Genomic DNA, 18899 nt, shown 5'->3' with positions numbered 1-18899 from the left:
ACTTAGTGTCGCGAGACGCAGAATCAAACGGGGCGCGGAAGCTTTCGCCTCCGCGCCCCGTAGATGTCTTGCCAGCGGGCCGATTACTCGGCGGCGGTGGTCGCCTTGGCCGGACGCGGGTCGCGGCGCTCGGCGATACGCGCCGACTTGCCGGTGCGGCCACGCAGATAATAGAGCTTCGCACGACGCACGACGCCGCGACGGACGACTTCGATGCTGTCGATGTTCGGCGAGTAGAGCGGGAAGACGCGCTCGACGCCCTCACCGAACGAAATCTTGCGAACGGTGAAGTTGCTGCCCATGCCCTTGTTGGCGCGGGCGATGCAGACGCCTTCATAGTTCTGAACGCGGGTACGCTCGCCTTCGACGACCTTCACGCCGACGCGCAGCGTGTCGCCGGGGCGAAATTCGGGGATCGTCTTTTCGGCCAGGAACTTCGCAACGTTCTCGGCTTCGATCTGCTGAAGCAGGTTCATGGATCTTCATCCTTCTGTTGCCGCGCGCCAGAGGGAGACTGGACCCGAGCGCCCTCATGGCGCTCCCAAAGATCCGGCCTCCTTAGCCGTGTATGGGTCTCGGCCTGTTGCTTTCGCCAGGCCGCGATCCGCGCATGATCCCCCGATCGCAGCACTTGCGGGATCGTGCGCCCTTCCCAGTCGACGGGTCGGGTGAATTGCGGATATTCGAGGAGGCCGCTTTCGAAGCTTTCCTCGACTCCGCTGGAAGGCGCGCCCATTACGCCGGGAAGCAGCCGAATGCAAGCGTCGAGCAGGACCAGCGCGCCCATCTCCCCGCCCGACAGGACATAGTCGCCGATCGACACCTGTTCGATCGGCCGCGCGTCGAACAGTCGCTCGTCAAACCCCTCGAACCGGCCGCACAGGATCGACACGCCGGGGCCGGCGGCAAGCGCGCGCACCCGGTCCTGCGTCAGCGGCGCGCCGCGCGGGGTCATCGCGAGCATCGGGCGGTCATAGCCCACGCTGTCACAGGCGGCGGCGAGGATATCGGGCTTGAGCACCATCCCCGCCCCGCCCCCCGCCGGTGTGTCATCGACGGTGCGGTGGCGGTCGGTTGCGAAGTCGCGGATCTGGACGGTGTCGAGGCTCCACTTCCCCTCGTTCAATGCGCGCCCGGCGATCGATGCGCCGAGTGGACCGGGAAACATGTCCGGGTAGAGGGTCAGGATGGTGGCGGCGAAGGTCATGAGAGCCAGTTCTCAACCCGCAAACCGGGCAAATCGGAAAAGTGCCGTACATTGTGCGAGACCAACGTCAGATCGAGCGACAACGCATGTGCCGCAATCAGCCGGTCATAGCTGGCCCGTACGAACGGGAGCGCGGCATAGGCCAGCGCCGCCGCTGCATCAAATGGCAAGACGGCGATATCCTGCAACGCCGTATCCAGGACGTTCAGCGGAGGCGGCTTGCCGTGCGACGATCCGTGCGCCACTTCGGCGTAGACGATCGCCGATGTCACCAGATCGCCTTCGTCGCACGCCTCCAGACGCTCCAGCAGCGTTTCGCTCGATCCCAGTATCGCGGCAATGATGATGTTGCTGTCCAGAAGGTACTTCATGGTTTGCCGTCAACCGACGCGGGCCAGTCTGCATCATCCAACAGCAGCGGACGCCGTTCGAACACGCGGTCGTCATCGGCGATCGGCTTGAGATCCAGGTCCTTGCCGATCCCCCAGATTTTCCCGACATCGAACTTGCGCTTTGGCTGATCGACCGGTTCTATCTTGAAGCCCGAACGCTCCTCGCGGACGATCCGCATCTCGGTGCCCTCGGTAACGCCGAGCGCCTTGGGCAGCCGAAGCGCCATCGAATTGCCCGACTTGAACACTTTAGCGCGATATTCTTCGCTCATCACGGCCTCCGTATATACTTGGTGTATATACACCCCCGGATACAGTCAAGGAACGAACCCGCCCCCGCCGCGCTATGCCGGTCATGGAAGACTGTATCATCGTCGGCGCTGGGCCGGCCGGACTGACGGCGGCGATCTATTTGGCGCGCTATCACCTTTCGATCCGGCTGTTCGATTGCGGGTCGAGCCGCGCCGCGCTGATCCCGCGCACGCATAACCATGCCGGCTATCCCGAGGGGATTGAGGGGGTCGAGCTGCTTCGGCGGATGCTGGCGCAGGCCGAACTGTACGGCGCGGTGCGCGAGCCAGCCAAGGTGACGCGGGTCGAGCCGGTGGCGGACGGCTTTATCGTCCACGCGGGCGAGCGGCGGGTCGCGACGCGGTCGGTGCTGCTGGCGACCGGGGTGGTCAATCACCGGCCCGAAGGGCTGGAGGATGCGGTGCATGATCCGGCGCTGGCACGTGGACTGCTGCGCTATTGCCCGGTGTGCGATGGCTATGAGGTGACCGACAAGCGCGTGGGCGTGATCGGGACCGGCGATCACGGGATGCGCGAGGCGCTGTTCCTGCGCGGCTTTACGCGCGACGTGACGCTGATCGCGCCGAATGTGGAGCATCGGCTGGATGCTGCGTGTGTGGCGGCGCTGGAGGAAGCGGGGATCGCGCGGGTGGATGGCCCGTGCGGCGGCTATGCGATCGTAGGGGATCGGATGGCCGTGGACACCGCGCAGGGGCGGATGGCGTTCGACAGCATCTACCCGGCGCTGGGGTCGCGCATCCGATCCGATCTGGCGGTTGCCGCGGGCGCGGCGGCGACCGACGAAGGATGCCTTGAGGTGGACGACCACCAGCGCACCAGCATCCCCGGCCTGTTCGCGGCGGGCGATGTGGTGAAGGGGCTGGACCAGATCAGCAATGCGATGGGTCAGGCGGGGGTGGCGTCGACGACGATCCGGAATATGCTCAGCGAACAGCGGGCGATTTGGCGGTAGCTGCGCGCAGAAACGCTCCCAGTGGCCGCTCCGAGCGACAAATCAGCAGGTAAGGGGCTTTCCTCCGATCTCGTCGGGCATGTTCCCCGAGAAGTCCAGTGAGCACAGCGCTACGAGTTCGTCCGTCGGCCATCCGGACGTGTACCACACTTGCATGTCTCTACACCCAGCATCATGAATTTCTGGCAATGTGCTGGCGTCAGTCAACCACTTTATCCCCGCACGCTCTCCTGCATCTCTATCAGGCTCGCGGTAGCGGCCGACCAGCAACTCGCTAACGCCAAGACTATTCGAACCACCGAGCAGCCCTTCCAAATCCTTTCCGCGTACAACCGTGTAATATCTTGTATAGCATCGCAGGGGCCCCGCCCCTTTCGGGAGTTTCACGTGCTTCTCGACGGTATCGATCAACGCCTGTTCTTTCGAACTCGGCTGTTGTGTGCAGGCTGCGCACGATACGGTGAGGGCTAACGTAATGAGGCGCATATAGTTGGGGTATCGGCGATAGCTCTGGTCCGCAACCGGCTTTCCAGTTGGCAGCCTGCCCCTAGTTGAGCCCTTCCCTCAGTCGGGTCGCGGCAAGAACCGCAGCGCCTGGATCGTCGGCGGGTTGGTCGGGGCCATCAGGATCTGGCCGTCGAGTTTGCCCTTGGCGCAGTTCCAGCGGAAATTGACCGAGAGGTTGCCGGTCGGGGCGAGCGGTTCGGTGGTGGGGCAGTCGCCGACCACGCCCTTGATCCGCGCGAATTCGGCCCGCCAGTGCGCGGCGTCGCGGTCCATCAGGAAATTCATCGCGAGTTTGCCGTCGAGCGGCTTGAGGTCGCCTGCCGCATAGGCGGCGCGGGCGGCGGCGTGCATTTGCGCCAGTAGCGGATTGAGCGGGGTCGCGCGGGGCTCTGCCGCCCCTGCCCGTGCGAGCGACCACAGCGACTGCCACACCGGCACGGCGGGGGCGGTATAGGTCTTGTTGGTGAAGGCGAAGGCGGCGACGCCGCGCTCCGGCGCCAGCACGACATAGCTGCCATAACCGGGATAGCCGCCGCCGTGCTCCAGCGCGACGCCAAGGTCGCAGTCGCTGGTGATGCGCATGCCCATGCCATAGGCGGTGCCGTGGCGGCAGGTGTCGCTGTCCGGCGCGCCGCGACGCGGGCCGACGCGGACGAAGTTCAGGCCCTGCACCATCTCCCGCACCGTGGCGCGCTTGACCGGGCCGGTCTCGGCACCGTCTCGCGGCGGCCAGGCCGAGAGCAGAAAACCGACCCACTTCGCATAGTCATTGGCTGTAGTGATCATGCCGCCCATCGCCCCGAACGCGCCGTCGCGCATCTCCGGTTCGGCCACCCACTTCTCATCCTCCCAGCGATAGCCAAGCGCGAACTTGTCACGCGGCACCTGTGCGATGTCATAGGTGGTCGCGCTCATGCCGAGCGGCTGTAGGATCGTGCGCGCGATATAGGCCTGATAGGGCTGGCCCGAGGCGTTGGTGATGATCCGGCCGAGCAGCGCATAGCCGTAATTGGAATATTCATGCGCCATGCCGCCGGTGCGGCTCCACGGCACGCCCTTCGCAATCATCGCGCTGAACTGCGCCTCGCTCAGCACCTGTTGCCGGTCGCCCCACGGATCGTCGGTGACCATGCCGCCGACATGGGCGAGCAGGTCGCGGATGCGGATGCGCGGGCTGTCGGTCGTGGGATATGTCCAGCCGCGCATTTCGGGTATGTGCTTTTCGGCGAGGTCGTCGAGCACCAGCTTGCCCTCATCACGCAACCGAAGGATCGCGAGCGCGGTGAACGCCTTGCTCATCGATGCGATGCGGAAGCGGGTGTCGAGTGTGACTGGCGCGCCGCCGGGGGTCTGGGTGCCGACCATTGCGGAGAGCGCGGGCTTTCCGTCCTTGATCACGATATAGACCATGCCGGGGGTCGGGTTTGCCTGCCGGTAGCGGGCGAAATGATCGCTGATTTCGGTGACCTGCGCGGGCGGGATCTGGGCCGCTGACGTCTGGGCGAGGGCGGGCAGCGGGGCGAGCGCGAGGGCGGCGGCGGCTAGGTGCAGCTTCATACGCACAGGCAATCAGAGATTGGCGGCGATGGGAAGCCTAATCCGGTGCTAACCCGGTGCGCAGCGCCAAGGCCCAGTCGTCGCGCCCTTCCCGCTCCGCCTTGGCGGCGGCGGTGGCGTGGTCATAGGCGATGGCGCGCAACTCCACCTGCATGCCGCGCACCAGCGCGTAGCGGGCGCGCGGGTCGCCGGTCTGGACCGCATGGGGAAAGGGCAGATCTTCGCGATAGGCCTGAAGGCCGACGCTTCCGGGATTGGCGGCGGTGCGACCATCGCTCAGCACGCGGACGCCGGGGAGATGCGAGTGGCCGCACAAGGTGAGCATCGCGGGATCATCGCCCAGCCGCGCGGCAATCTCGGCATCGGTGGCCGCGCGCAGGCAGGTCGGCTCGACGGTTTCGAGCAGCTGTTCGACATCGCTGCGGGCGGTGCCGTGGACGAGGCGGATGCCATCGAGGCTGAGTGTCCGGGGCTGTGCAGCAAGCCAGGCGAGCTGCGCATCATCGAGCGCGGCGCGGGCGAAGCGGTCGGAGGCGTTCATGCGCTCGGGCGAGTCGGTGAGCAGCTGCCGCTCATGATTGCCGGCGATGGTCGGCCAGTCGAGGCGCATCAGCAGCGCGGCGGCTTCTGATGGCCAGAGCGGGCCGGACAGGCTGTCGCCGAGGTTGACGAAGCGCGTCGCCCCCGCCGCCTGCGCGTCAGCGATCACCGCTTCGAGCGCAGGGAGATTGCCGTGGATGTCGGACAGGACGGCGAGCATGCCGCCTGCGCTCACCCAGCCCAGCCGTCGGCGATGGTGAGCGTGGTGTCGTCCCAGACGGGCACCGCTTCGGGGCGCATCGGGACCATGAAGCGCTTGGCGCTTTCTGCTTCTTGGGCGGGCTTCTCGATTTCGATCACATCCCCCGCGCCGAAATTCTCGATTGCGACGACGGTGCCGATGGCGTCGCCGCCTTCGGAGACGGCGGTTAGGCCGAGCAGGTCGGCGTGATAATATTCGCCCTCGCCCAGCGGCGGGAGTTCGTCGCGGGTGACGGTGAGTTCGGTGCCGCGCAGCGCCTCGGCCGCATTGCGGTCGGCGACTTCGGCAAAGCGCGCGATCGCGCCATTGTTGCCGGGGCGCACCGATTTGAGCGTCAGCGCGCCGCCGTTGAAGCGGCGGTGCGCGGACAGGTCTTCGGCGAAGACCTTGAGGCGGACCTCCCCCGTCACGCCGTGCGCGCCGATAATGACCGCGAGCGTGACGGGGGTGTCCTTAGCCAAGGATCAGCCCTCGGCCTTTGCTTCGCCAGCGTCGGCAGCCGGAGCTTCCTCGGTGGTCGCTTCTTCGGCAGCAGGCGCTTCTTCAGCGGCGGGCTCTTCGGCCGGCGCAGCGGCGGCGGCTTCGGCAGCGGCCTTGGCTTCGGCGGCGGCTTCCTCGGCGGCCTTCAGCTTCTCGGCCTTCTCCTCGGCGCGCTCGACGGCCTTCTCGCCCGGCTTGCCCTTGTTCGGGTTGCTCTTGGCGGCGCGCTCCTTGACGCCAGCGACGTCGAGGAAGCGGGCGACGCGGTCGGTCGGCTGCGCGCCGACGCTCAGCCAGTGCTTCGCGCGATCGGCGTCGAGGATGATGCGCTTCTCGTCGTCCTTGGCGAGCAGCGGGTTGTAGGTGCCGATCTTCTCGATGAACTTGCCGTCACGCGGGCTACGCGCATCGGCAACGATGATGCGGTAATAAGGGCGCTTCTTCGAACCGCCACGCGACAGACGCATGCTGAGAGCCATCTAATTTTCCTTCTATAAATTCAAAGCGTTGAAACGATTACTTCTTCTTGTTCAAAAACTTGGCGAGTTCAGGCGGAATGTCGCCGCCGCCGCCGGGAAGGCCCGGAAGCCCGCCACCGGGACCGCCGAGCTTGCCCATCATCTCGCCCATGCCCGGGCCGCCCAGCGCATTGCCGAGGCCACCCATGCCGCCCTTGCCGAGCATGCCCAGCATCCCCTTGAGGCCGCCCATCTTCTTGAGCCGCTTCATCGCGCTGGACATTTCCTGGTGCATCTTGAGCAGCTTGTTCACGTCCTGAACGGTCGTGCCCGAGCCCTTGGCGATGCGGATCTTGCGCTTGGCGTTGATCAGCTCGGGCTTGGCGCGCTCCTTCACGGTCATCGAGGTGATGATCGCGTCCATGCGCAGCAGGATCTTGTCTCCGCCGGCCTGTTCGACCGCGCCCTGCGCCTTCTTCATGCCGGGGATCATGCCGGCGAGCGCACCAAGGCCGCCCATGCGGCGCATCTGCGCGAGCTGGCCGCGCAGGTCGTTCATGTCGAACTGACCCTTGGCCAGCCGCGAAGCCATCTTCTCGGCGTCTTCCTGCTCGATCGCCTGCGCGGCCTTCTCGACCAGGCTGACGACGTCGCCCATGCCGAGGATGCGGCCCGCGACGCGCGAGGGGTGGAAGGGTTCGATCTGGTCGAGCTTTTCGCCGACACCCGCGAACTTGATCGGCTTGCCGGTGACGGCGCGCATCGACAGCGCCGCGCCACCGCGCGCATCGCCGTCCATGCGGGTCAGCACGACGCCGGTCAGCGGCACCTGATCGCTGAAGTTCTGCGCGACGTTGACCGCGTCCTGACCGGTCAGCGAGTCGACAACGAGCAGGATTTCCTGCGGGGTCGAGATGTCGGCGACCGCCTTCATCTCATCCATCAGCTGCTGGTCGACGTGCAGGCGGCCCGCGGTGTCGAGCATCAGCACGTCGAAGCCCTGCAGCTTCGCGGCCTGCATCGCGCGGCGGGCGATGTCGACGGGCTGCTGGCCGACCATGATCGGGAGGGTCGTGACCTCGATCTGGGTGCCGAGGACGGCGAGCTGTTCCTGCGCGGCCGGGCGATTGACGTCGAGCGACGCCATTATCACCTTTTTGCCCTGCTTTTTGAGCAGCTTGGACAGTTTGGCGGTGGTGGTGGTCTTACCCGAACCCTGCAGGCCGACCATCATCACGACGGCGGGCGGGGTGACGTCGAGGTGTAGCTCGGCCGTGTCCGGGCCCAGCATCGCGACCAGCGCGTCGTTGACGATCTTGACGACCTGCTGCCCCGGCGTGACCGAGCGCAGCACCTTTTCGCCGACCGCCTGTTCGGTCACGGTCTCGACGAACTGGCGCGCGACTGGGAGCGCGACGTCAGCCTCGAGCAGCGCGATTCGCACTTCGCGCATCGCGGTCCGCACATCGGCCTCGGTCAGCGCGCCACGGCCCTTGAGACGGTCGAATACGCCGCCAAGCCGCTCGCTCAGACTGTCAAACACTCGCTTCTCCCATTGCTCTCAAGTCCGAAACGCATAAAACGCCGGCGGACGAAACCTCGTCAGCCAGCGTTGCCCGATGGGCATATGTCGTCGCGTTCCTGAGAACGGTCGGAGGCGCGCTTAGCCGCAATTAAAGATAAGTGCAACCGCGCCGTTCTTTAACCCCTTCTACACGGTCCGCATGGGATAGCTGCCGCTCGTATGAAGGGGAGCAATTCCGGCATGTCGCTGGACAACGACCACGATCAGCCTGAACGCAACGGAGCCGGATCCGACCTGATCACCGGGGCGATCAGCGTCGCTGCGATCCTGATGTTTGTCGGGACCGGCAGTTCGGTGCTGTCCAAGACGCTGCGTCATTATCTGGAGGGCGCGGCTCCGGCGGACCGCACGTTGGTGATCGCGCTGCTGCTCAACGTCGCGCTGATCCTGTTCGGGTGGCGGCGCCATCAGGGGTTGAGCAACGAAGTGCGCATCCGCACCGCAGCGGAGGAACGCGCGCAGATGCTCGCCAGCCGCGATCCGCTGACCGGATTCCTCAACCGCCGCAGCCTGGCCGAGGAAGGCGCGGCGATGTTCGTGCGCGGGCAGAAGCGGCGCAAAGCGATGGCGATGCTGATCATCGACCTCGACCATTTCAAGACGGTCAACGACATGCACGGTCATGCGGTCGGCGACGCGCTGCTGCGCGCGGCGGCCGGTGAGATCGCGGGCGCGATGCCGCCGATCGCGCTGACCGCGCGGTTGGGCGGCGACGAATTTGCCTGCGCCTTCCTGTTCGATCCTCAGCACCCGGACATGATCGAGCGGATCGCCGAAAAGCTGGTCGGGCAGATGTCGCAGCCGTTCGAGGCCGAGGGTCTGCGGCTGCATGTCAGCTGTTCGGTCGGCATCGCGCGATCGGACTTTGACTGCCAGTCGGTGGATTCGCTGATGCGATCGGCGGACATCGCGATGTATGTCGCCAAGAAATCGGGCCGCAACCGCTATGCCTGGTTCGACCATTCGATGGAGCGCGAACTGCAGACGCGCAACGAGCTGGAGAATGGCCTGCGCACCGCGATCCCGCGTGGTGAGATCGTCCCCTATTTCGAACAGCAGATCGATCTGCAGACCGGCAAGCTGATCGGGTTCGAGGTGCTTGCGCGCTGGGAACACCCGACGCGCGGCCTGATAAGCCCCGAATTGTTCATCCCGATCGCCGAGGAAACCGGCCTGATCGCGGACATGTCGATCGCGTTGATGCATCAGGCGTTCAACGCTGCGCGCGACTGGGACAGTTCGCTGACCCTGTCGGTCAACATCTCGCCGGTGCAGCTGCGCGATGCGTGGCTGGCGCAGAAGATCATCAAGGTGCTGACCGAAACCCGGTTCCCGGCGAGCCGGCTGGAGATCGAGATCACCGAAAGTTCGCTGTTCGACAATCTCTCGCTCGCCCAGTCGATCGTGGGGAGTTTGAAGAATCAGGGCGTGCGGCTTGCGCTCGACGATTTCGGGACGGGCTATTCGTCGCTGGCGCATCTGCGCGCGCTGCCGTTCGACCGGATCAAGATCGACAAGAGCTTCGTCATCTCATTGAACGAGAGCGCGGATTCGGCGGCGATCGTGAATGCAATCGTGTCGCTGGGCGAAAGCCTCAACCTGCCGATCACCGCCGAGGGCGTCGAGGACGAGGCGATCGCTGCGCGGCTCAAGGCGCTGGGCTGTGCCAAGGCGCAGGGCTGGCATTATGGCAAGCCGCTGTCGGTCAGCGGCGCCCGCCGCCTGCTCGCCGAGCGGCGGATGCTGGTGCAGGCTCCTGCTGAACCGACGATCGAGAGCGAGCTCCCGATCGAACGCCCGGGCCGGATGGCGGGTTAAGCCCTACCAGCCTGCATCCGGGCGCTTCAGATATTCCAGCTCTTCCGGCGTCGACTCGCGGCCCAGCGCTTCGTTGCGGCTGGGGAAGCGGCCGAATTGTTCGATCACCACGGCGTGCTCCATCGCGAAGCGGAGATTTTCCGGGCGGCCGAGCGCGGTGAATTTCTCCAGGCACATCCGCTGCGCCTCGACATTTTCAGCGTGCATCAGCGGCATATAGAGGAAGGTCGCGCGCTCCGGCGCCAACTCGCGGTCCCAGTCCTTGCCGATCGCCTCCAGCGTCAGCGCGAGTGCGAGCGGGTCGGCGGCGAACGCGTCGGGCGTCCCGCGATGGATGTTGCGGCTGAACTGGTCGAGCAGGATCACCGCGGCGAGCAGCGTGTCGGCGTCGTCGCGCCACCCCGCTGCGCCGCCCGCGAGTACCATGTTGCGGGCATCGCCGAAGCGGCGCGCAATCTCCGCATCGACCGCATCGTCCTTCGCGAATTGCTGTTCGGGTTTCAGTTCGTCGAACCAATAGTCCAGCACCGCTTTCGCGCATGCATGGACTTCAACCCCGTGCGTCTCTAGATCGCCTGCCATGTCGTCCTCCATTGCCGCACCAGAGGTAATCAGCCTCGGCTGTCGGCTCAACCTTGCCGAACGCGAAACGATCCGCGCGCTGTTGGGGTCCAGCGACGTGGTGGTCGTCAACAGCTGTGCCGTGACCAACGAAGCGGTGCGCCAGACGCGCCAGGCGATCCGCCGCGCGCGGCGGGCGCGGCCATCGGCGCAGCTGGTGGTGACGGGCTGCGCGGCGCAGATCGATCCGGCATCGTTCGGCGCGATGCCGGAGGTGGACCGGGTAATCGGCAATGCCGAAAAGCTGATCCCGGCCTCTTGGGCCAGCGATGACGCGGCTTTGGTGCAGGACATCATGGCCGTGCGCCAGACCGCGCCGCATCTGGCAGCGAGCTTTTCTGCGCATGTCCGCGCCTTTGTCGAGGTGCAGAACGGGTGCGACCATCGCTGTACCTTTTGCGCGATCCCGTTCGGGCGCGGCAACAGCCGGTCGGTGCCGGCGGGCGCGGTGATCGATCGGGTGCAGGCGCTGGTCGATGCGGGGCATCGCGAGATCGTGCTGACCGGGGTGGACCTGACGAGCTATGGCCCCGACCTGCCCGGCGCGCCGTCATTGGGGCAGCTGGTCGAGCGGGTGCTGGCGCATACGGCGGTCGAGCGGCTACGGCTGTCGTCGCTCGACGGGATCGAGATTGACGACCGGCTGTTCGCGCTGCTGACGCAGGAAGCGCGGGTGCTGCCGCATGTCCATCTGTCGCTGCAGGCGGGTGACGATATGATCCTCAAGCGGATGAAGCGGCGGCATTCGCGGGCGCAGTCGGTGGCGCTGGTCGAGCGGCTGAAGGCGGCGCGGCCGGGAATCGCGATCGGCGCGGACCTGATCGCCGGGTTTCCGACCGAGGATGAGGCGATGGCGGCGAACACGCTGGCGCTGATCGACGATTGCGACATCGTGCATGCGCATATCTTTCCCTATAGCCCGCGCGAGGGCACGCCGGCGGCGCGGATGCCGCAGGTTGCGCCGGCCATCGCCAAGGCACGCGCGGCGGCACTGCGCGAGCGGGCGGCGGCGCGGCGGACGGACTGGCTGCGCGACATGGTCGGGACGACGCAGCGGGTGCTGGTCGAGCGACCGGGCGACCGCGGCCATGCGGAGAATTTCGCGGAGGTCATGCTTCCGCAGAGTGACATGGGATCGATACAACAGGTGAAGATCACGGACGTGCAGAACGGCAAACTGATCGGAGTGCCCGCATGAGCGGCCCCAGCTGGCGCGAGCGGTTGCTCGGCGGGTTCAAGAAGACGTCGGACCGGCTGGTCGGCAACCTTGCCGGGCTTGGCACCGGGCGCCTGGACGAGGCGACGCTCGACGAGATCGAGGAGGCGCTGATCGCGTCCGACCTGGGCCCGGCGACGGCGGCGCGGATTCGCGAGCGGCTGGCGGATGAGCAGGTCGAGCGCGGGATGGAGGAGCTGGGCATCCGGCTGGTCGTCGCCGACGAGATCGAGAAGGTGCTGACCAAGGTCGCCAAGCCGCTGATCACCGACAAGGCGCGGCCGCAGGTGATGCTGGTGATCGGCGTCAACGGGTCGGGCAAGACCACGACCATCGCCAAGCTCGCCGCGATCCTGAAGGATCAGGGGCTGAAGGTGATGGTCGCGGCGGGCGACACGTTCCGCGCGGCCGCGATCGGCCAGCTGCGCACCTGGGCCGAACGGATCGGCGTGCCGATCGTCGCGGGGGCCGAGGGCGGCGATGCCGCAGGGGTCGCTCACGAGGCGCTGCGCCGCGCGACCGCCGAGGGGATCGACCTGCTGATCGTCGACACCGCCGGGCGGTTGCAGAACAAGCGCGAGCTGATGGACGAGCTGGCGAAGATCCGCCGTGTGCTCGGCAAGCTCGATCCCGACGCGCCGCACGATGTGCTGCTGGTGCTCGACGCAACCACCGGGCAGAATGCGCTCAACCAGATCGCGGTGTTTCAGGAAGTCGCCGGCGTCACCGGCATGGTGATGACCAAGCTGGACGGCACCGCGCGCGGCGGCGTGCTGGTCGCGGCGGCGGAGAAATATGGCCTGCCGATCCACGCGATCGGCGTCGGCGAGAAGGTCGACGATTTGCGCGGGTTCGACCCGCGCGAAGTGTCGCGGATCATCGCCGGGGTGGAGGCGTTAACCAAGGGCTGACCGCCCCGCGTCCAGTTTTCTTCGACAAGCCCGGCGCCATTTGTAGAGTGAGTGCATGACCGAATCCACGACGTCCCAAAATCCGGGTAAGCCCGCCCCTACCCCCGGCCTGCGCATGCTGATCGATTTCGGTCCGCTGGCGGTGTTCTTTGCGGTCAACAGCTTCATGGGCGGGCCGCAGCTGACCCGGATGCTCGCGGCGACTGCGGCGTTCATGGTCGCGATCTTCCTCGCGATGGGGCTGTCGCTGTGGAAGACCAAGCATATCTCACCGATGCTGTGGATTTCCGGCCTGCTGGTGCTGGTGTTCGGCGGGCTGACGCTGTGGTTCCATGACGAGACCTTCATCAAGGTCAAGCCGACGCTGGTTTATGCGATGTTCGCGATCGTCCTCACCTACGGCCTGATCGCCAACAAGCCGCTGCTGCAAACGCTGCTCGAAAGCGCCTATCCGGGACTCACCGCGCGCGGGTGGAAGCTGCTGACGATCAACTGGGCGGTGTTCTTCGCAGTGATGGCGGTGCTGAACGAGATCATATGGCGCACGCAGAGCTGGGATTTCTGGGTCGCGTTCAAGCTGTGGGGCGTGGTGCCGCTGACGCTGTTGTTCGCGATCGGCAATGTGCCGTTGCTGCTGCGCCATGGGCTGAAGACCGATGGCGAGATCGTCGACAAGGCGTTGCCGCCGGAGCAATAAGCTCACTCCTGCAACTAATCGTCACCCCGGCCCTGTGCCGGGGTCCACTGTGCGGCACGCGCATCGCTCCAGCCTCTTGCTTCGCGCCTGCGGGACCGTGGACCCCGGCACAAGGCCGGGGTGACGCGGGATTGAATCAAAACGGGCCGGAGTTTCCCCCGGCCCGCTTCTTCAATCGATGATCGGTTCGATCAGCCGGCCTGGTCGGCGCGGCTGACGCCTTCGCCGTCGAGGTTGGCGGCGACGAAATCCCAGTCGATGATCTTGGTGATCGCTTCCAGATAGCCCGGACGCGCGTTGCGGTAGTCGATGTAGTAAGCGTGCTCCCACACATCGATCGTCAGCAGCGGCTTGTAGTCATAGACGACAGGCGTGTCGGCGTCGTGGAGCGAGGTCACCTTGATCTCGTCACCGTCGAGCACCAGCCAGCCCCAGCCGTTCGAGAAATGCGCGGTGGATTCGGCGATCAGCTGCTTGACCAGCTCTTCCTTCGAGCCGAACTTCGCTTCGATCAGCTCGGCGAGCTTGCCGGTCGGCTCCTTGGCTTCCGGCGTCAGGCCGAACCAGTAGAAGCTGTGGTTCCAGATCTGCGCGCTGTTGTTGAACAGGCCCTTGTCGCCGGTTTCCTTGGCGTGCTTGATGACCTCGACCAGCGACTTGCCTTCAAGGCCCTTGTCCGCGACGAAACCGTTGGTCTTGTCGACATAGGCCTTGTGATGCTTGCCATAGTGGAAATCGAGCGTCTCGGCCGAGATCGTCGGGGCGAGCGCGTCCTTGGCATAGGGGAGCGTGGGAAGTTCGAACGCCATGGGATGTCCCTCCGTTTTTTGGTTCGCGACCGCCTAACGCATGATCGACGCGAATGCCGCACAAATTTTTCTGCGGATGGGATCGAGTGGGGCGATCAGCCGCCAGCGTTCAGCAGGTCGTGGCGCTTGAGGGCGTGGCGGAGCTGGTCGTAGCTGAGGCCCAGCGCATCGGCGGTGGCGCGCTGGTTGTAGCGGTTTTCGGACAGCGCGCGGCTGAGCAATTCGCGTTCAAAGCGGTTGACGCGGCTCTTGAAGTCGCCGGACAGGTCGTCCTCGCGGCGCGGAAGCGGGCCGGGTTCCTCGGTGGTCAGCTGAACCGGCGCGGCGTTGCCGGGGATGCCGTGCGGCATTGGCCGCGGGCGATAGGGTGAGGCGAACGGATCGACCTGGATCTCGTCCACCGGACCCGACCGGTCCCAGCGATAGACCGAGCGTTCGACCACGTTGCGCAGTTCGCGGACATTGCCCGGCCAGTCGTGATTGGTGAGGCCATCCAGCGCCGTCGGCCCGAACCCTTCCCAATCGCGCCCCAGCTCCGCCGCCATGCGCCGGCCGAAGAACTCGGCAAGCACCAGCACGTCGCCGGCGCGCGCGCGCAACGGCGGCAGCGTCACCACCTCAAAGCTCAGCCGGTCGAGCAAATCGGCGCGGAACGTGCCGCGCTCGACGCGTTCGGGCAGATGTTCGTTGGTTGCGGCGACGATGCGGACATCGACCCGCATCGGGCGCGAGGCGCCGATCCGGGTAATCTCGCCATATTCGACCGCGCGCAGCAGCCGGTCCTGCGCCGCCATGCTGAGCGTGCCGAGTTCGTCGAGGAACAGGGTGCCGCCATCGGCCTCTTCGAACCGGCCTGCCCGCCCCTTGGTCGCGCCGGTGAACGATCCGGCCTCATGCCCGAACAATTCCGCTTCGATCAGCGTCTCGGGCAAAGCCGCGCAGTTCATCACGACGAGCGGCTGGTCCCAGCGCGGGGACAGTCGGTGGAGGCGCTCGGCGACCAGTTCCTTGCCGGTCCCGCGCTCGCCGATCACCAGCACCGGACGGTCGAGCGCCGCGGCACGCGAGGCGTGTTCGAGCGCATCGAGAAAGGCCCCCGACTGGCCAACGACATGGGTGGTCCGCTCCATGCGCGAAGTCTTGGGATATTTTCCCAACCTTTGGCAAGAGTAGAGTTGGCCGATCGCGCGCAAGAGTTAGAAAATGGCGGAAATCTGCGGAAAAATCGAATTGGCACGCCCCGTGCAAAGTTCCTGGCAAGCCGCGAAGGGCGGCGAACGAAACGACGAAAACGAGGGACGGAAACAATGTACAAGGGCAACAACAGCTTTCGCACGACGATCGCGGCGCTGGTCTGCACCCTGGTCGTGAGCACCACCAGCCTGGCAACCGTGGTCGGCCCCGCCGTCACGGCGACCGACGGTGTCACGGTTTCCGCCCCAGCCATCGCGTAAGCGATCCCGCCGGGCGGGCACCCCCTAGCCCGCCCGGCGGCACGAGTTTCCAAGGAGTTAAGTTCAGATGGGCATTTTCTCTCGCACCCGCGACATCATCGCCGCCAACTTCACCGACCTGCTCGACAAGGCGGAAGACCCGGCGAAGATGATCCGCATGATCATCCTCGAAATGGAGGAGACGCTGGTTGAGGTGCGCGCCAGCGCGGCCCGCACCATCGCCGACCAGAAGGAAATGCGTCGCCACATCGCTAAGCTGGAAAATCTCCAGATGAGCTGGACCGAAAAGGCCGAACTGGCGCTGAGCAAGGACCGCGAGGACCTGGCCAAGGCGGCACTGGTCGAGCGCCAGAAGGCGTATGACATGTGCGATCAGCTGAGCGCGGAGATCGCGGTACTCGACGATGCGCTGCGCGCGTCGGAAGAGGATATCGCCAAGCTGCAGACCAAGCTGCGCGACGCGCGTGCCCGCCAGAATGCGATCATGACTCGCCTGGAAAGCGCCAACAACCGCGTCAAGCTGCGCGAGATGACCCACGGGTCGAAGGTCAGCGACGCATTCAGCCGCTTCGACCTGCTCGAGCGCCGCGTCGATTTCGCCGAGGGCCGCGCGGATGCGCTGAACCTGGGCGCGCCGAAGAAGACGCTGGAGGAGGAAATCTCCGAACTCCAGTCGGCCGAGAAGGTCGATGCCGAACTGGCCGCGCTCAAGGCGCGCCTGAACAAAGGGAATTAAGCCATGGAAGAGATCCTGGTCCCGATCGGCGTCGTCGGCATGCTCTTCATCGGCATGCCCTGGATCATCCTCCACTATGTGACCAAGTGGAAGCAGGCCAAGTCGCTCACCGGCGAGGACGAAAGCCTGCTCGACGAGCTGCACTATACGGCGCGTCGCCTGGAGGATCGCCTGCACACCATCGAGCGGATCATCGCCGCCGATAATCCCGAGTTCCGCCTGCGCGGCAATGACACGCCGCCGGCCCGCGAACTCCCCGACTATGAACGCGCACGGAGGAACTGAGATGTCTGTCAGCCGCACGCAACTGTATCGCGACAAGGTCAACGGCAAGTGGCTCGGGATCTGTGAAGGTCTGGGCGAATATACCGGGGTCGACCCATTGTGGATCCGCCTGGGCTTCCTCGCCCTGCTGGTCGCTACCTTTCCGCTGATGTTCTTCGTCTATATCGGCCTCGCCATGGTCGTGTCGCAGAAGCCGATCGGCCTTTACGACAATGCCGAGGAAGCGAAATTCTGGCAGGGGGTGCGCGCCAATCCGCGTCGCTCGACCCAGGAAGTCCGCTCCAAGCTGCGCGACATCGATCGCCGCATGGCCGACATCGAGACCTTCTACACGAGCCGCAACACGCAGCTCGCCGACGAGATCGAGCGCCTCCGCTAAGACCGGGGGGCTCAACAGGAGGGAAATGTTATGAGTTGGGGTGGACCGGGCTTCGTCATCGCCATCATCGCGATCACGACCTTTGGCTGGCTCGCTTCGACCTGGATCCGCGCAAAGCACGGATACCCGATCGAAAACGAATGGATGGGGACGACCACCAAGGAAAATCCCCAGGCGGATCGCAAGATCGAACTGCTGACCAACGAAAATGCGCGACTGACCGGGCAGGTTAGCCGGCTGGAAGAGCGGATCGCGGTGCTTGAGCGCATCGCCACCGACCCCGCCGAGCGGACCGCCCGCGAGATCGACAGCCTGCGCTGAGAAGGACAAGAGAGATGGAAAAGCTGCACTTCTTCACCGCGCTGGCCCCCACGATCGCGATCGTCGGCGTCGCCGGGATGATCGGATGGATGTTCACCACCTGGCTCCGCATCAAGAATGGCTACCCGCTGGACGGGGCCTGGGGTCAGGCGGTCTATCCGCAGAAGAATGACGAGATGGTCGAGCGCATCAAGCTGATCAGCCAGGAAAATGCCCAGCTCCGTGCGGAACTGGGTTCGGTCAAGGACCGCCTGGCCAATGTCGAGCGGATCGTGACCGACAGCAGCCACGCACTCGATCGCGAGATCGAAGCCCTGCGCGTCAGCAAGAACTAAGGGGCAGGACGATGGAAAAAGCGCCTTTCGTAATCGCCTTCTTCTTCATCGTCGTGGGGATCCCGGTGATCCTGGGGGTCGGCGGCGAGATGTTCAAACGCTGGCTGAAGCACAAGGAAAAGATGGCCGAAGTGCTCACCGCCCAGACCGCCGAACGCGCCGCGCAATATGCGGCGCACACCGAACGGCTGGAGCAGCGGGTGCGGGTGCTGGAGCGGATCGTCACCGACCGCGGTGCCGACCTGGCGAACGAGATTGAACGGCTGCGCGACGACCGGCCGGTGAACTGAACGAATTTTGTAAGGGAGTATCTACCATGTTGATCGGATTGTTCGCGGTGCTGGGCGTCATTGGCGCGATCGGCGTCACGATGGCCGAGATGCGCGACCGCCCCGTCCGCCGCGCCGCGCGGCTGGCACGCGAAGTCGCCGTCCAGCCGGCCGAATAGCCCCTCAAGGGCCGACACAAGATCATACGAACAGGAGACAGGTGATGGATTGGGCGTTCATGGTGGTGATGATCGTAGCGATCGTAACCGTCGGCAACATCGTCCGCGCCAAGATGGGCATCCAGAAGGATGGCCGCGGCAACGACTATGTCGCCAACGATCCCGCGGTGAGCGCCGAAGCCCGCCGCCTGGAGCAGGAAGTACGCACGCTGAAGGACCGCATCGCGGTGCTCGAGCGGGTGATCACCGACAATCATTCGACCGTCAGCCTCGACCGCGAGATCGAGAAGCTGCGCGACGGTCGGAACTGAATTCTAACGCAACTGAAGTCCGGCGGGAACCGGAGGAGGATGTGATGACCGACCCCAATTTCTACATGGCCATTGCACTGGCGACCCTCGCGGGGCTGGGCATGGTGACCGGAGCGGGCCTCGCAGGATGGCGCGGCTGGCTGGCACTCAAGCGGCAGGAGCTGTCGCTGGTCCATCAGGGCGACACCGCCCATGCCGCACCGACCAATGCCGGCGCGCGGATCGAGATCGCGGACCTCAAGGAACGCATCCGCAAGCTCGAAGCGATCGCCGCAGGCGTGGATTTGTAAGAGCCCCCGGAGCAGC

At 65.5% G+C, this 18899-nt stretch carries 27 protein-coding genes; 15 read left to right on the top strand and 12 right to left on the bottom strand.

Annotated elements, in window-relative coordinates:
- Window positions 1-83: 83 nt before the first annotated feature.
- The 4 genes from rplS to K9B35_RS05150 are packed head-to-tail and all read right to left on the bottom strand — an operon-like array spanning window position 84 to window position 1871.
- A complete protein-coding gene (gene rplS, locus K9B35_RS05165) occupies window positions 84-476 on the bottom strand; it encodes a 50S ribosomal protein L19 (RefSeq protein WP_224920742.1) in 393 nt (130 codons plus the stop codon).
- Complete coding sequence (trmD, locus tag K9B35_RS05160; RefSeq protein WP_224920741.1) at window positions 473-1207, bottom strand: tRNA (guanosine(37)-N1)-methyltransferase TrmD; 735 nt, start codon at window positions 1205-1207, stop codon at window positions 473-475. The genes rplS and trmD overlap by 4 nt, the downstream gene beginning before the upstream one ends.
- On the bottom strand, window positions 1204-1578 hold the full coding sequence (locus K9B35_RS05155; protein WP_224920740.1) for a type II toxin-antitoxin system VapC family toxin: 375 nt from the start codon (window positions 1576-1578) through the stop codon (window positions 1204-1206). Before K9B35_RS05155 ends, trmD begins: the two co-directional genes overlap by 4 nt.
- The gene (locus tag K9B35_RS05150) at window positions 1575-1871 is read right to left on the bottom strand and encodes an AbrB/MazE/SpoVT family DNA-binding domain-containing protein (protein WP_224920739.1); all 297 of its coding nucleotides are present in this window, start codon (window positions 1869-1871) and stop codon (window positions 1575-1577) included. The genes K9B35_RS05155 and K9B35_RS05150 overlap by 4 nt, the downstream gene beginning before the upstream one ends.
- 83 nt (window positions 1872-1954) lie before the next feature.
- Here K9B35_RS05150 and K9B35_RS05145 point away from each other — a divergent pair, with 83 nt between their 5' ends.
- Window positions 1955-2863 carry an NAD(P)/FAD-dependent oxidoreductase gene (locus tag K9B35_RS05145; RefSeq protein ID WP_224920738.1) on the top strand — a complete coding sequence of 303 codons (909 nt, stop codon included), beginning with the start codon at window positions 1955-1957 and terminating at the stop codon, window positions 2861-2863.
- A 564-nt stretch (window positions 2864-3427) separates the two neighbouring features.
- On the opposite strand, the gene K9B35_RS05140 is transcribed toward K9B35_RS05145, so the two are convergent.
- The 5 genes from K9B35_RS05140 to ffh are packed head-to-tail and all read right to left on the bottom strand — an operon-like array spanning window position 3428 to window position 8210.
- Window positions 3428-4927 (bottom strand): serine hydrolase domain-containing protein, encoded by a 1500-nt coding sequence (locus K9B35_RS05140; RefSeq protein ID WP_224920737.1) that lies wholly within the window; start codon window positions 4925-4927, stop codon window positions 3428-3430.
- A gap of 37 nt (window positions 4928-4964) precedes the next feature.
- Complete coding sequence (locus K9B35_RS05135) at window positions 4965-5702, bottom strand: metallophosphoesterase family protein (protein ID WP_224920736.1); 738 nt, start codon at window positions 5700-5702, stop codon at window positions 4965-4967.
- Window positions 5699-6190 (bottom strand): ribosome maturation factor RimM, encoded by a 492-nt coding sequence (gene rimM / locus K9B35_RS05130; protein ID WP_224920735.1) that lies wholly within the window; start codon window positions 6188-6190, stop codon window positions 5699-5701. The genes K9B35_RS05135 and rimM overlap by 4 nt, the downstream gene beginning before the upstream one ends.
- Before the next feature lie 3 nt (window positions 6191-6193).
- Window positions 6194-6688, bottom strand: a complete 495-nt coding sequence (gene rpsP / locus K9B35_RS05125) for a 30S ribosomal protein S16 (protein WP_224920734.1) — start codon at window positions 6686-6688, stop codon at window positions 6194-6196.
- Between the two features lie 37 nt (window positions 6689-6725).
- Window positions 6726-8210, bottom strand: coding sequence for a signal recognition particle protein (gene ffh / locus K9B35_RS05120; RefSeq protein WP_224920733.1), 1485 nt, complete (start codon window positions 8208-8210; stop codon window positions 6726-6728).
- 222 nt (window positions 8211-8432) lie between these two features.
- On the opposite strand from ffh, the gene K9B35_RS05115 reads away from it, so the two are divergent.
- Window positions 8433-10070, top strand: a complete 1638-nt coding sequence (locus K9B35_RS05115; RefSeq protein WP_224920732.1) for a putative bifunctional diguanylate cyclase/phosphodiesterase — start codon at window positions 8433-8435, stop codon at window positions 10068-10070.
- Between the two features lie 3 nt (window positions 10071-10073).
- Here K9B35_RS05115 and K9B35_RS05110 read toward each other — a convergent pair whose 3' ends face one another.
- Window positions 10074-10652, bottom strand: coding sequence for a DUF924 family protein (locus K9B35_RS05110; RefSeq protein ID WP_224920731.1), 579 nt, complete (start codon window positions 10650-10652; stop codon window positions 10074-10076).
- Here K9B35_RS05110 and mtaB point away from each other — a divergent pair.
- From mtaB to K9B35_RS05095, 3 genes are read left to right on the top strand one after another with little or no spacing between them, the layout of a single operon-like run.
- Window positions 10651-11889 carry a tRNA (N(6)-L-threonylcarbamoyladenosine(37)-C(2))-methylthiotransferase MtaB gene (gene mtaB / locus K9B35_RS05105; RefSeq protein WP_263622337.1) on the top strand — a complete coding sequence of 413 codons (1239 nt, stop codon included), beginning with the start codon at window positions 10651-10653 and terminating at the stop codon, window positions 11887-11889. The genes K9B35_RS05110 and mtaB overlap by 2 nt on opposite strands.
- On the top strand, window positions 11886-12818 hold the full coding sequence (ftsY, locus tag K9B35_RS05100; RefSeq protein WP_224920730.1) for a signal recognition particle-docking protein FtsY: 933 nt from the start codon (window positions 11886-11888) through the stop codon (window positions 12816-12818). Before mtaB ends, ftsY begins: the two co-directional genes overlap by 4 nt.
- A gap of 55 nt (window positions 12819-12873) precedes the next feature.
- Window positions 12874-13515 (top strand): septation protein A, encoded by a 642-nt coding sequence (locus tag K9B35_RS05095; protein WP_224920729.1) that lies wholly within the window; start codon window positions 12874-12876, stop codon window positions 13513-13515.
- A 191-nt stretch (window positions 13516-13706) separates the two neighbouring features.
- Here K9B35_RS05095 and K9B35_RS05090 read toward each other — a convergent pair whose 3' ends face one another.
- Window positions 13707-14324: a superoxide dismutase gene (locus K9B35_RS05090; protein WP_224920728.1), complete on the bottom strand. Its 618-nt coding sequence runs from the start codon at window positions 14322-14324 to the stop codon at window positions 13707-13709.
- 95 nt (window positions 14325-14419) lie between these two features.
- Entirely contained in the window at window positions 14420-15454 is a 1035-nt protein-coding gene (gene pspF / locus K9B35_RS05085) for a phage shock protein operon transcriptional activator (protein ID WP_224920727.1), read from the bottom strand.
- 177 nt (window positions 15455-15631) lie between these two features.
- On the opposite strand from pspF, the gene K9B35_RS05080 reads away from it, so the two are divergent.
- The 10 genes from K9B35_RS05080 to K9B35_RS05040 all read left to right on the top strand — a co-directional run bounded on the left by K9B35_RS05080 (window position 15632) and on the right by K9B35_RS05040 (window position 18883).
- Entirely contained in the window at window positions 15632-15778 is a 147-nt protein-coding gene (locus K9B35_RS05080; protein WP_224920726.1) for a hypothetical protein, read from the top strand.
- Between the two features lie 67 nt (window positions 15779-15845).
- Window positions 15846-16514 carry a phage shock protein PspA gene (gene pspA, locus K9B35_RS05075; protein WP_224920725.1) on the top strand — a complete coding sequence of 223 codons (669 nt, stop codon included), beginning with the start codon at window positions 15846-15848 and terminating at the stop codon, window positions 16512-16514.
- A 3-nt stretch (window positions 16515-16517) separates the two neighbouring features.
- The gene (pspB, locus tag K9B35_RS05070) at window positions 16518-16799 is read left to right on the top strand and encodes an envelope stress response membrane protein PspB (protein ID WP_224920724.1); all 282 of its coding nucleotides are present in this window, start codon (window positions 16518-16520) and stop codon (window positions 16797-16799) included.
- A gap of 1 nt (window position 16800) precedes the next feature.
- Window positions 16801-17178, top strand: a complete 378-nt coding sequence (pspC, locus tag K9B35_RS05065; protein ID WP_224920723.1) for an envelope stress response membrane protein PspC — start codon at window positions 16801-16803, stop codon at window positions 17176-17178.
- A 30-nt stretch (window positions 17179-17208) separates the two neighbouring features.
- The gene (locus K9B35_RS05060) at window positions 17209-17499 is read left to right on the top strand and encodes a hypothetical protein (protein ID WP_224920722.1); all 291 of its coding nucleotides are present in this window, start codon (window positions 17209-17211) and stop codon (window positions 17497-17499) included.
- A 77-nt stretch (window positions 17500-17576) separates the two neighbouring features.
- On the top strand, window positions 17577-17834 hold the full coding sequence (locus tag K9B35_RS05055; RefSeq protein ID WP_224921105.1) for a hypothetical protein: 258 nt from the start codon (window positions 17577-17579) through the stop codon (window positions 17832-17834).
- An 11-nt stretch (window positions 17835-17845) separates the two neighbouring features.
- Window positions 17846-18124: a hypothetical protein gene (locus tag K9B35_RS05050; RefSeq protein WP_224920721.1), complete on the top strand. Its 279-nt coding sequence runs from the start codon at window positions 17846-17848 to the stop codon at window positions 18122-18124.
- 26 nt (window positions 18125-18150) lie between these two features.
- Window positions 18151-18282: a hypothetical protein gene (locus tag K9B35_RS20150; protein WP_263622336.1), complete on the top strand. Its 132-nt coding sequence runs from the start codon at window positions 18151-18153 to the stop codon at window positions 18280-18282.
- Window positions 18283-18326: 44 nt separating this feature from the next.
- Window positions 18327-18593, top strand: a complete 267-nt coding sequence (locus K9B35_RS05045) for a hypothetical protein (RefSeq protein WP_224920720.1) — start codon at window positions 18327-18329, stop codon at window positions 18591-18593.
- Window positions 18594-18637: 44 nt separating this feature from the next.
- Complete coding sequence (locus K9B35_RS05040) at window positions 18638-18883, top strand: hypothetical protein (RefSeq protein WP_224920719.1); 246 nt, start codon at window positions 18638-18640, stop codon at window positions 18881-18883.
- Window positions 18884-18899 lie beyond the last annotated feature (16 nt).

Source organism: Sphingomonas sp. R647, assembly GCF_020177055.1.
Lineage (GTDB): Bacteria > Pseudomonadota > Alphaproteobacteria > Sphingomonadales > Sphingomonadaceae > Sphingomonas.
Note: the sequence above shows the minus strand (reverse complement) of the source record. Positions and strands in the feature narration are given on the sequence as shown.

Coding starts and splice junctions, on each gene's coding strand:
- K9B35_RS05090 (WP_224920728.1), bottom strand. CDS start 14,324: ATGGCGTTCGAACTTCCCACGCTCCCCTATGCCAAGGACGCGCTCGCC.
- pspA (WP_224920725.1), top strand. CDS start 15,846: ATGGGCATTTTCTCTCGCACCCGCGACATCATCGCCGCCAACTTCACC.
- trmD (WP_224920741.1), bottom strand. CDS start 1,207: ATGACCTTCGCCGCCACCATCCTGACCCTCTACCCGGACATGTTTCCC.
- ftsY (WP_224920730.1), top strand. CDS start 11,886: ATGAGCGGCCCCAGCTGGCGCGAGCGGTTGCTCGGCGGGTTCAAGAAG.
- K9B35_RS05045 (WP_224920720.1), top strand. CDS start 18,327: ATGGATTGGGCGTTCATGGTGGTGATGATCGTAGCGATCGTAACCGTC.
- K9B35_RS05145 (WP_224920738.1), top strand. CDS start 1,955: ATGGAAGACTGTATCATCGTCGGCGCTGGGCCGGCCGGACTGACGGCG.
- mtaB (WP_263622337.1), top strand. CDS start 10,651: ATGTCGTCCTCCATTGCCGCACCAGAGGTAATCAGCCTCGGCTGTCGG.
- K9B35_RS05110 (WP_224920731.1), bottom strand. CDS start 10,652: ATGGCAGGCGATCTAGAGACGCACGGGGTTGAAGTCCATGCATGCGCG.
- rplS (WP_224920742.1), bottom strand. CDS start 476: ATGAACCTGCTTCAGCAGATCGAAGCCGAGAACGTTGCGAAGTTCCTG.
- K9B35_RS05080 (WP_224920726.1), top strand. CDS start 15,632: ATGTACAAGGGCAACAACAGCTTTCGCACGACGATCGCGGCGCTGGTC.
- K9B35_RS05140 (WP_224920737.1), bottom strand. CDS start 4,927: ATGAAGCTGCACCTAGCCGCCGCCGCCCTCGCGCTCGCCCCGCTGCCC.
- K9B35_RS05050 (WP_224920721.1), top strand. CDS start 17,846: ATGGAAAAAGCGCCTTTCGTAATCGCCTTCTTCTTCATCGTCGTGGGG.
- K9B35_RS05155 (WP_224920740.1), bottom strand. CDS start 1,578: ATGAAGTACCTTCTGGACAGCAACATCATCATTGCCGCGATACTGGGA.
- K9B35_RS20150 (WP_263622336.1), top strand. CDS start 18,151: ATGTTGATCGGATTGTTCGCGGTGCTGGGCGTCATTGGCGCGATCGGC.
- pspB (WP_224920724.1), top strand. CDS start 16,518: ATGGAAGAGATCCTGGTCCCGATCGGCGTCGTCGGCATGCTCTTCATC.
- K9B35_RS05150 (WP_224920739.1), bottom strand. CDS start 1,871: ATGAGCGAAGAATATCGCGCTAAAGTGTTCAAGTCGGGCAATTCGATG.
- K9B35_RS05095 (WP_224920729.1), top strand. CDS start 12,874: ATGACCGAATCCACGACGTCCCAAAATCCGGGTAAGCCCGCCCCTACC.
- pspC (WP_224920723.1), top strand. CDS start 16,801: ATGTCTGTCAGCCGCACGCAACTGTATCGCGACAAGGTCAACGGCAAG.
- rpsP (WP_224920734.1), bottom strand. CDS start 6,688: ATGGCTCTCAGCATGCGTCTGTCGCGTGGCGGTTCGAAGAAGCGCCCT.
- K9B35_RS05055 (WP_224921105.1), top strand. CDS start 17,577: ATGATCGGATGGATGTTCACCACCTGGCTCCGCATCAAGAATGGCTAC.
- pspF (WP_224920727.1), bottom strand. CDS start 15,454: ATGGAGCGGACCACCCATGTCGTTGGCCAGTCGGGGGCCTTTCTCGAT.
- K9B35_RS05060 (WP_224920722.1), top strand. CDS start 17,209: ATGAGTTGGGGTGGACCGGGCTTCGTCATCGCCATCATCGCGATCACG.
- K9B35_RS05040 (WP_224920719.1), top strand. CDS start 18,638: ATGACCGACCCCAATTTCTACATGGCCATTGCACTGGCGACCCTCGCG.
- K9B35_RS05115 (WP_224920732.1), top strand. CDS start 8,433: ATGTCGCTGGACAACGACCACGATCAGCCTGAACGCAACGGAGCCGGA.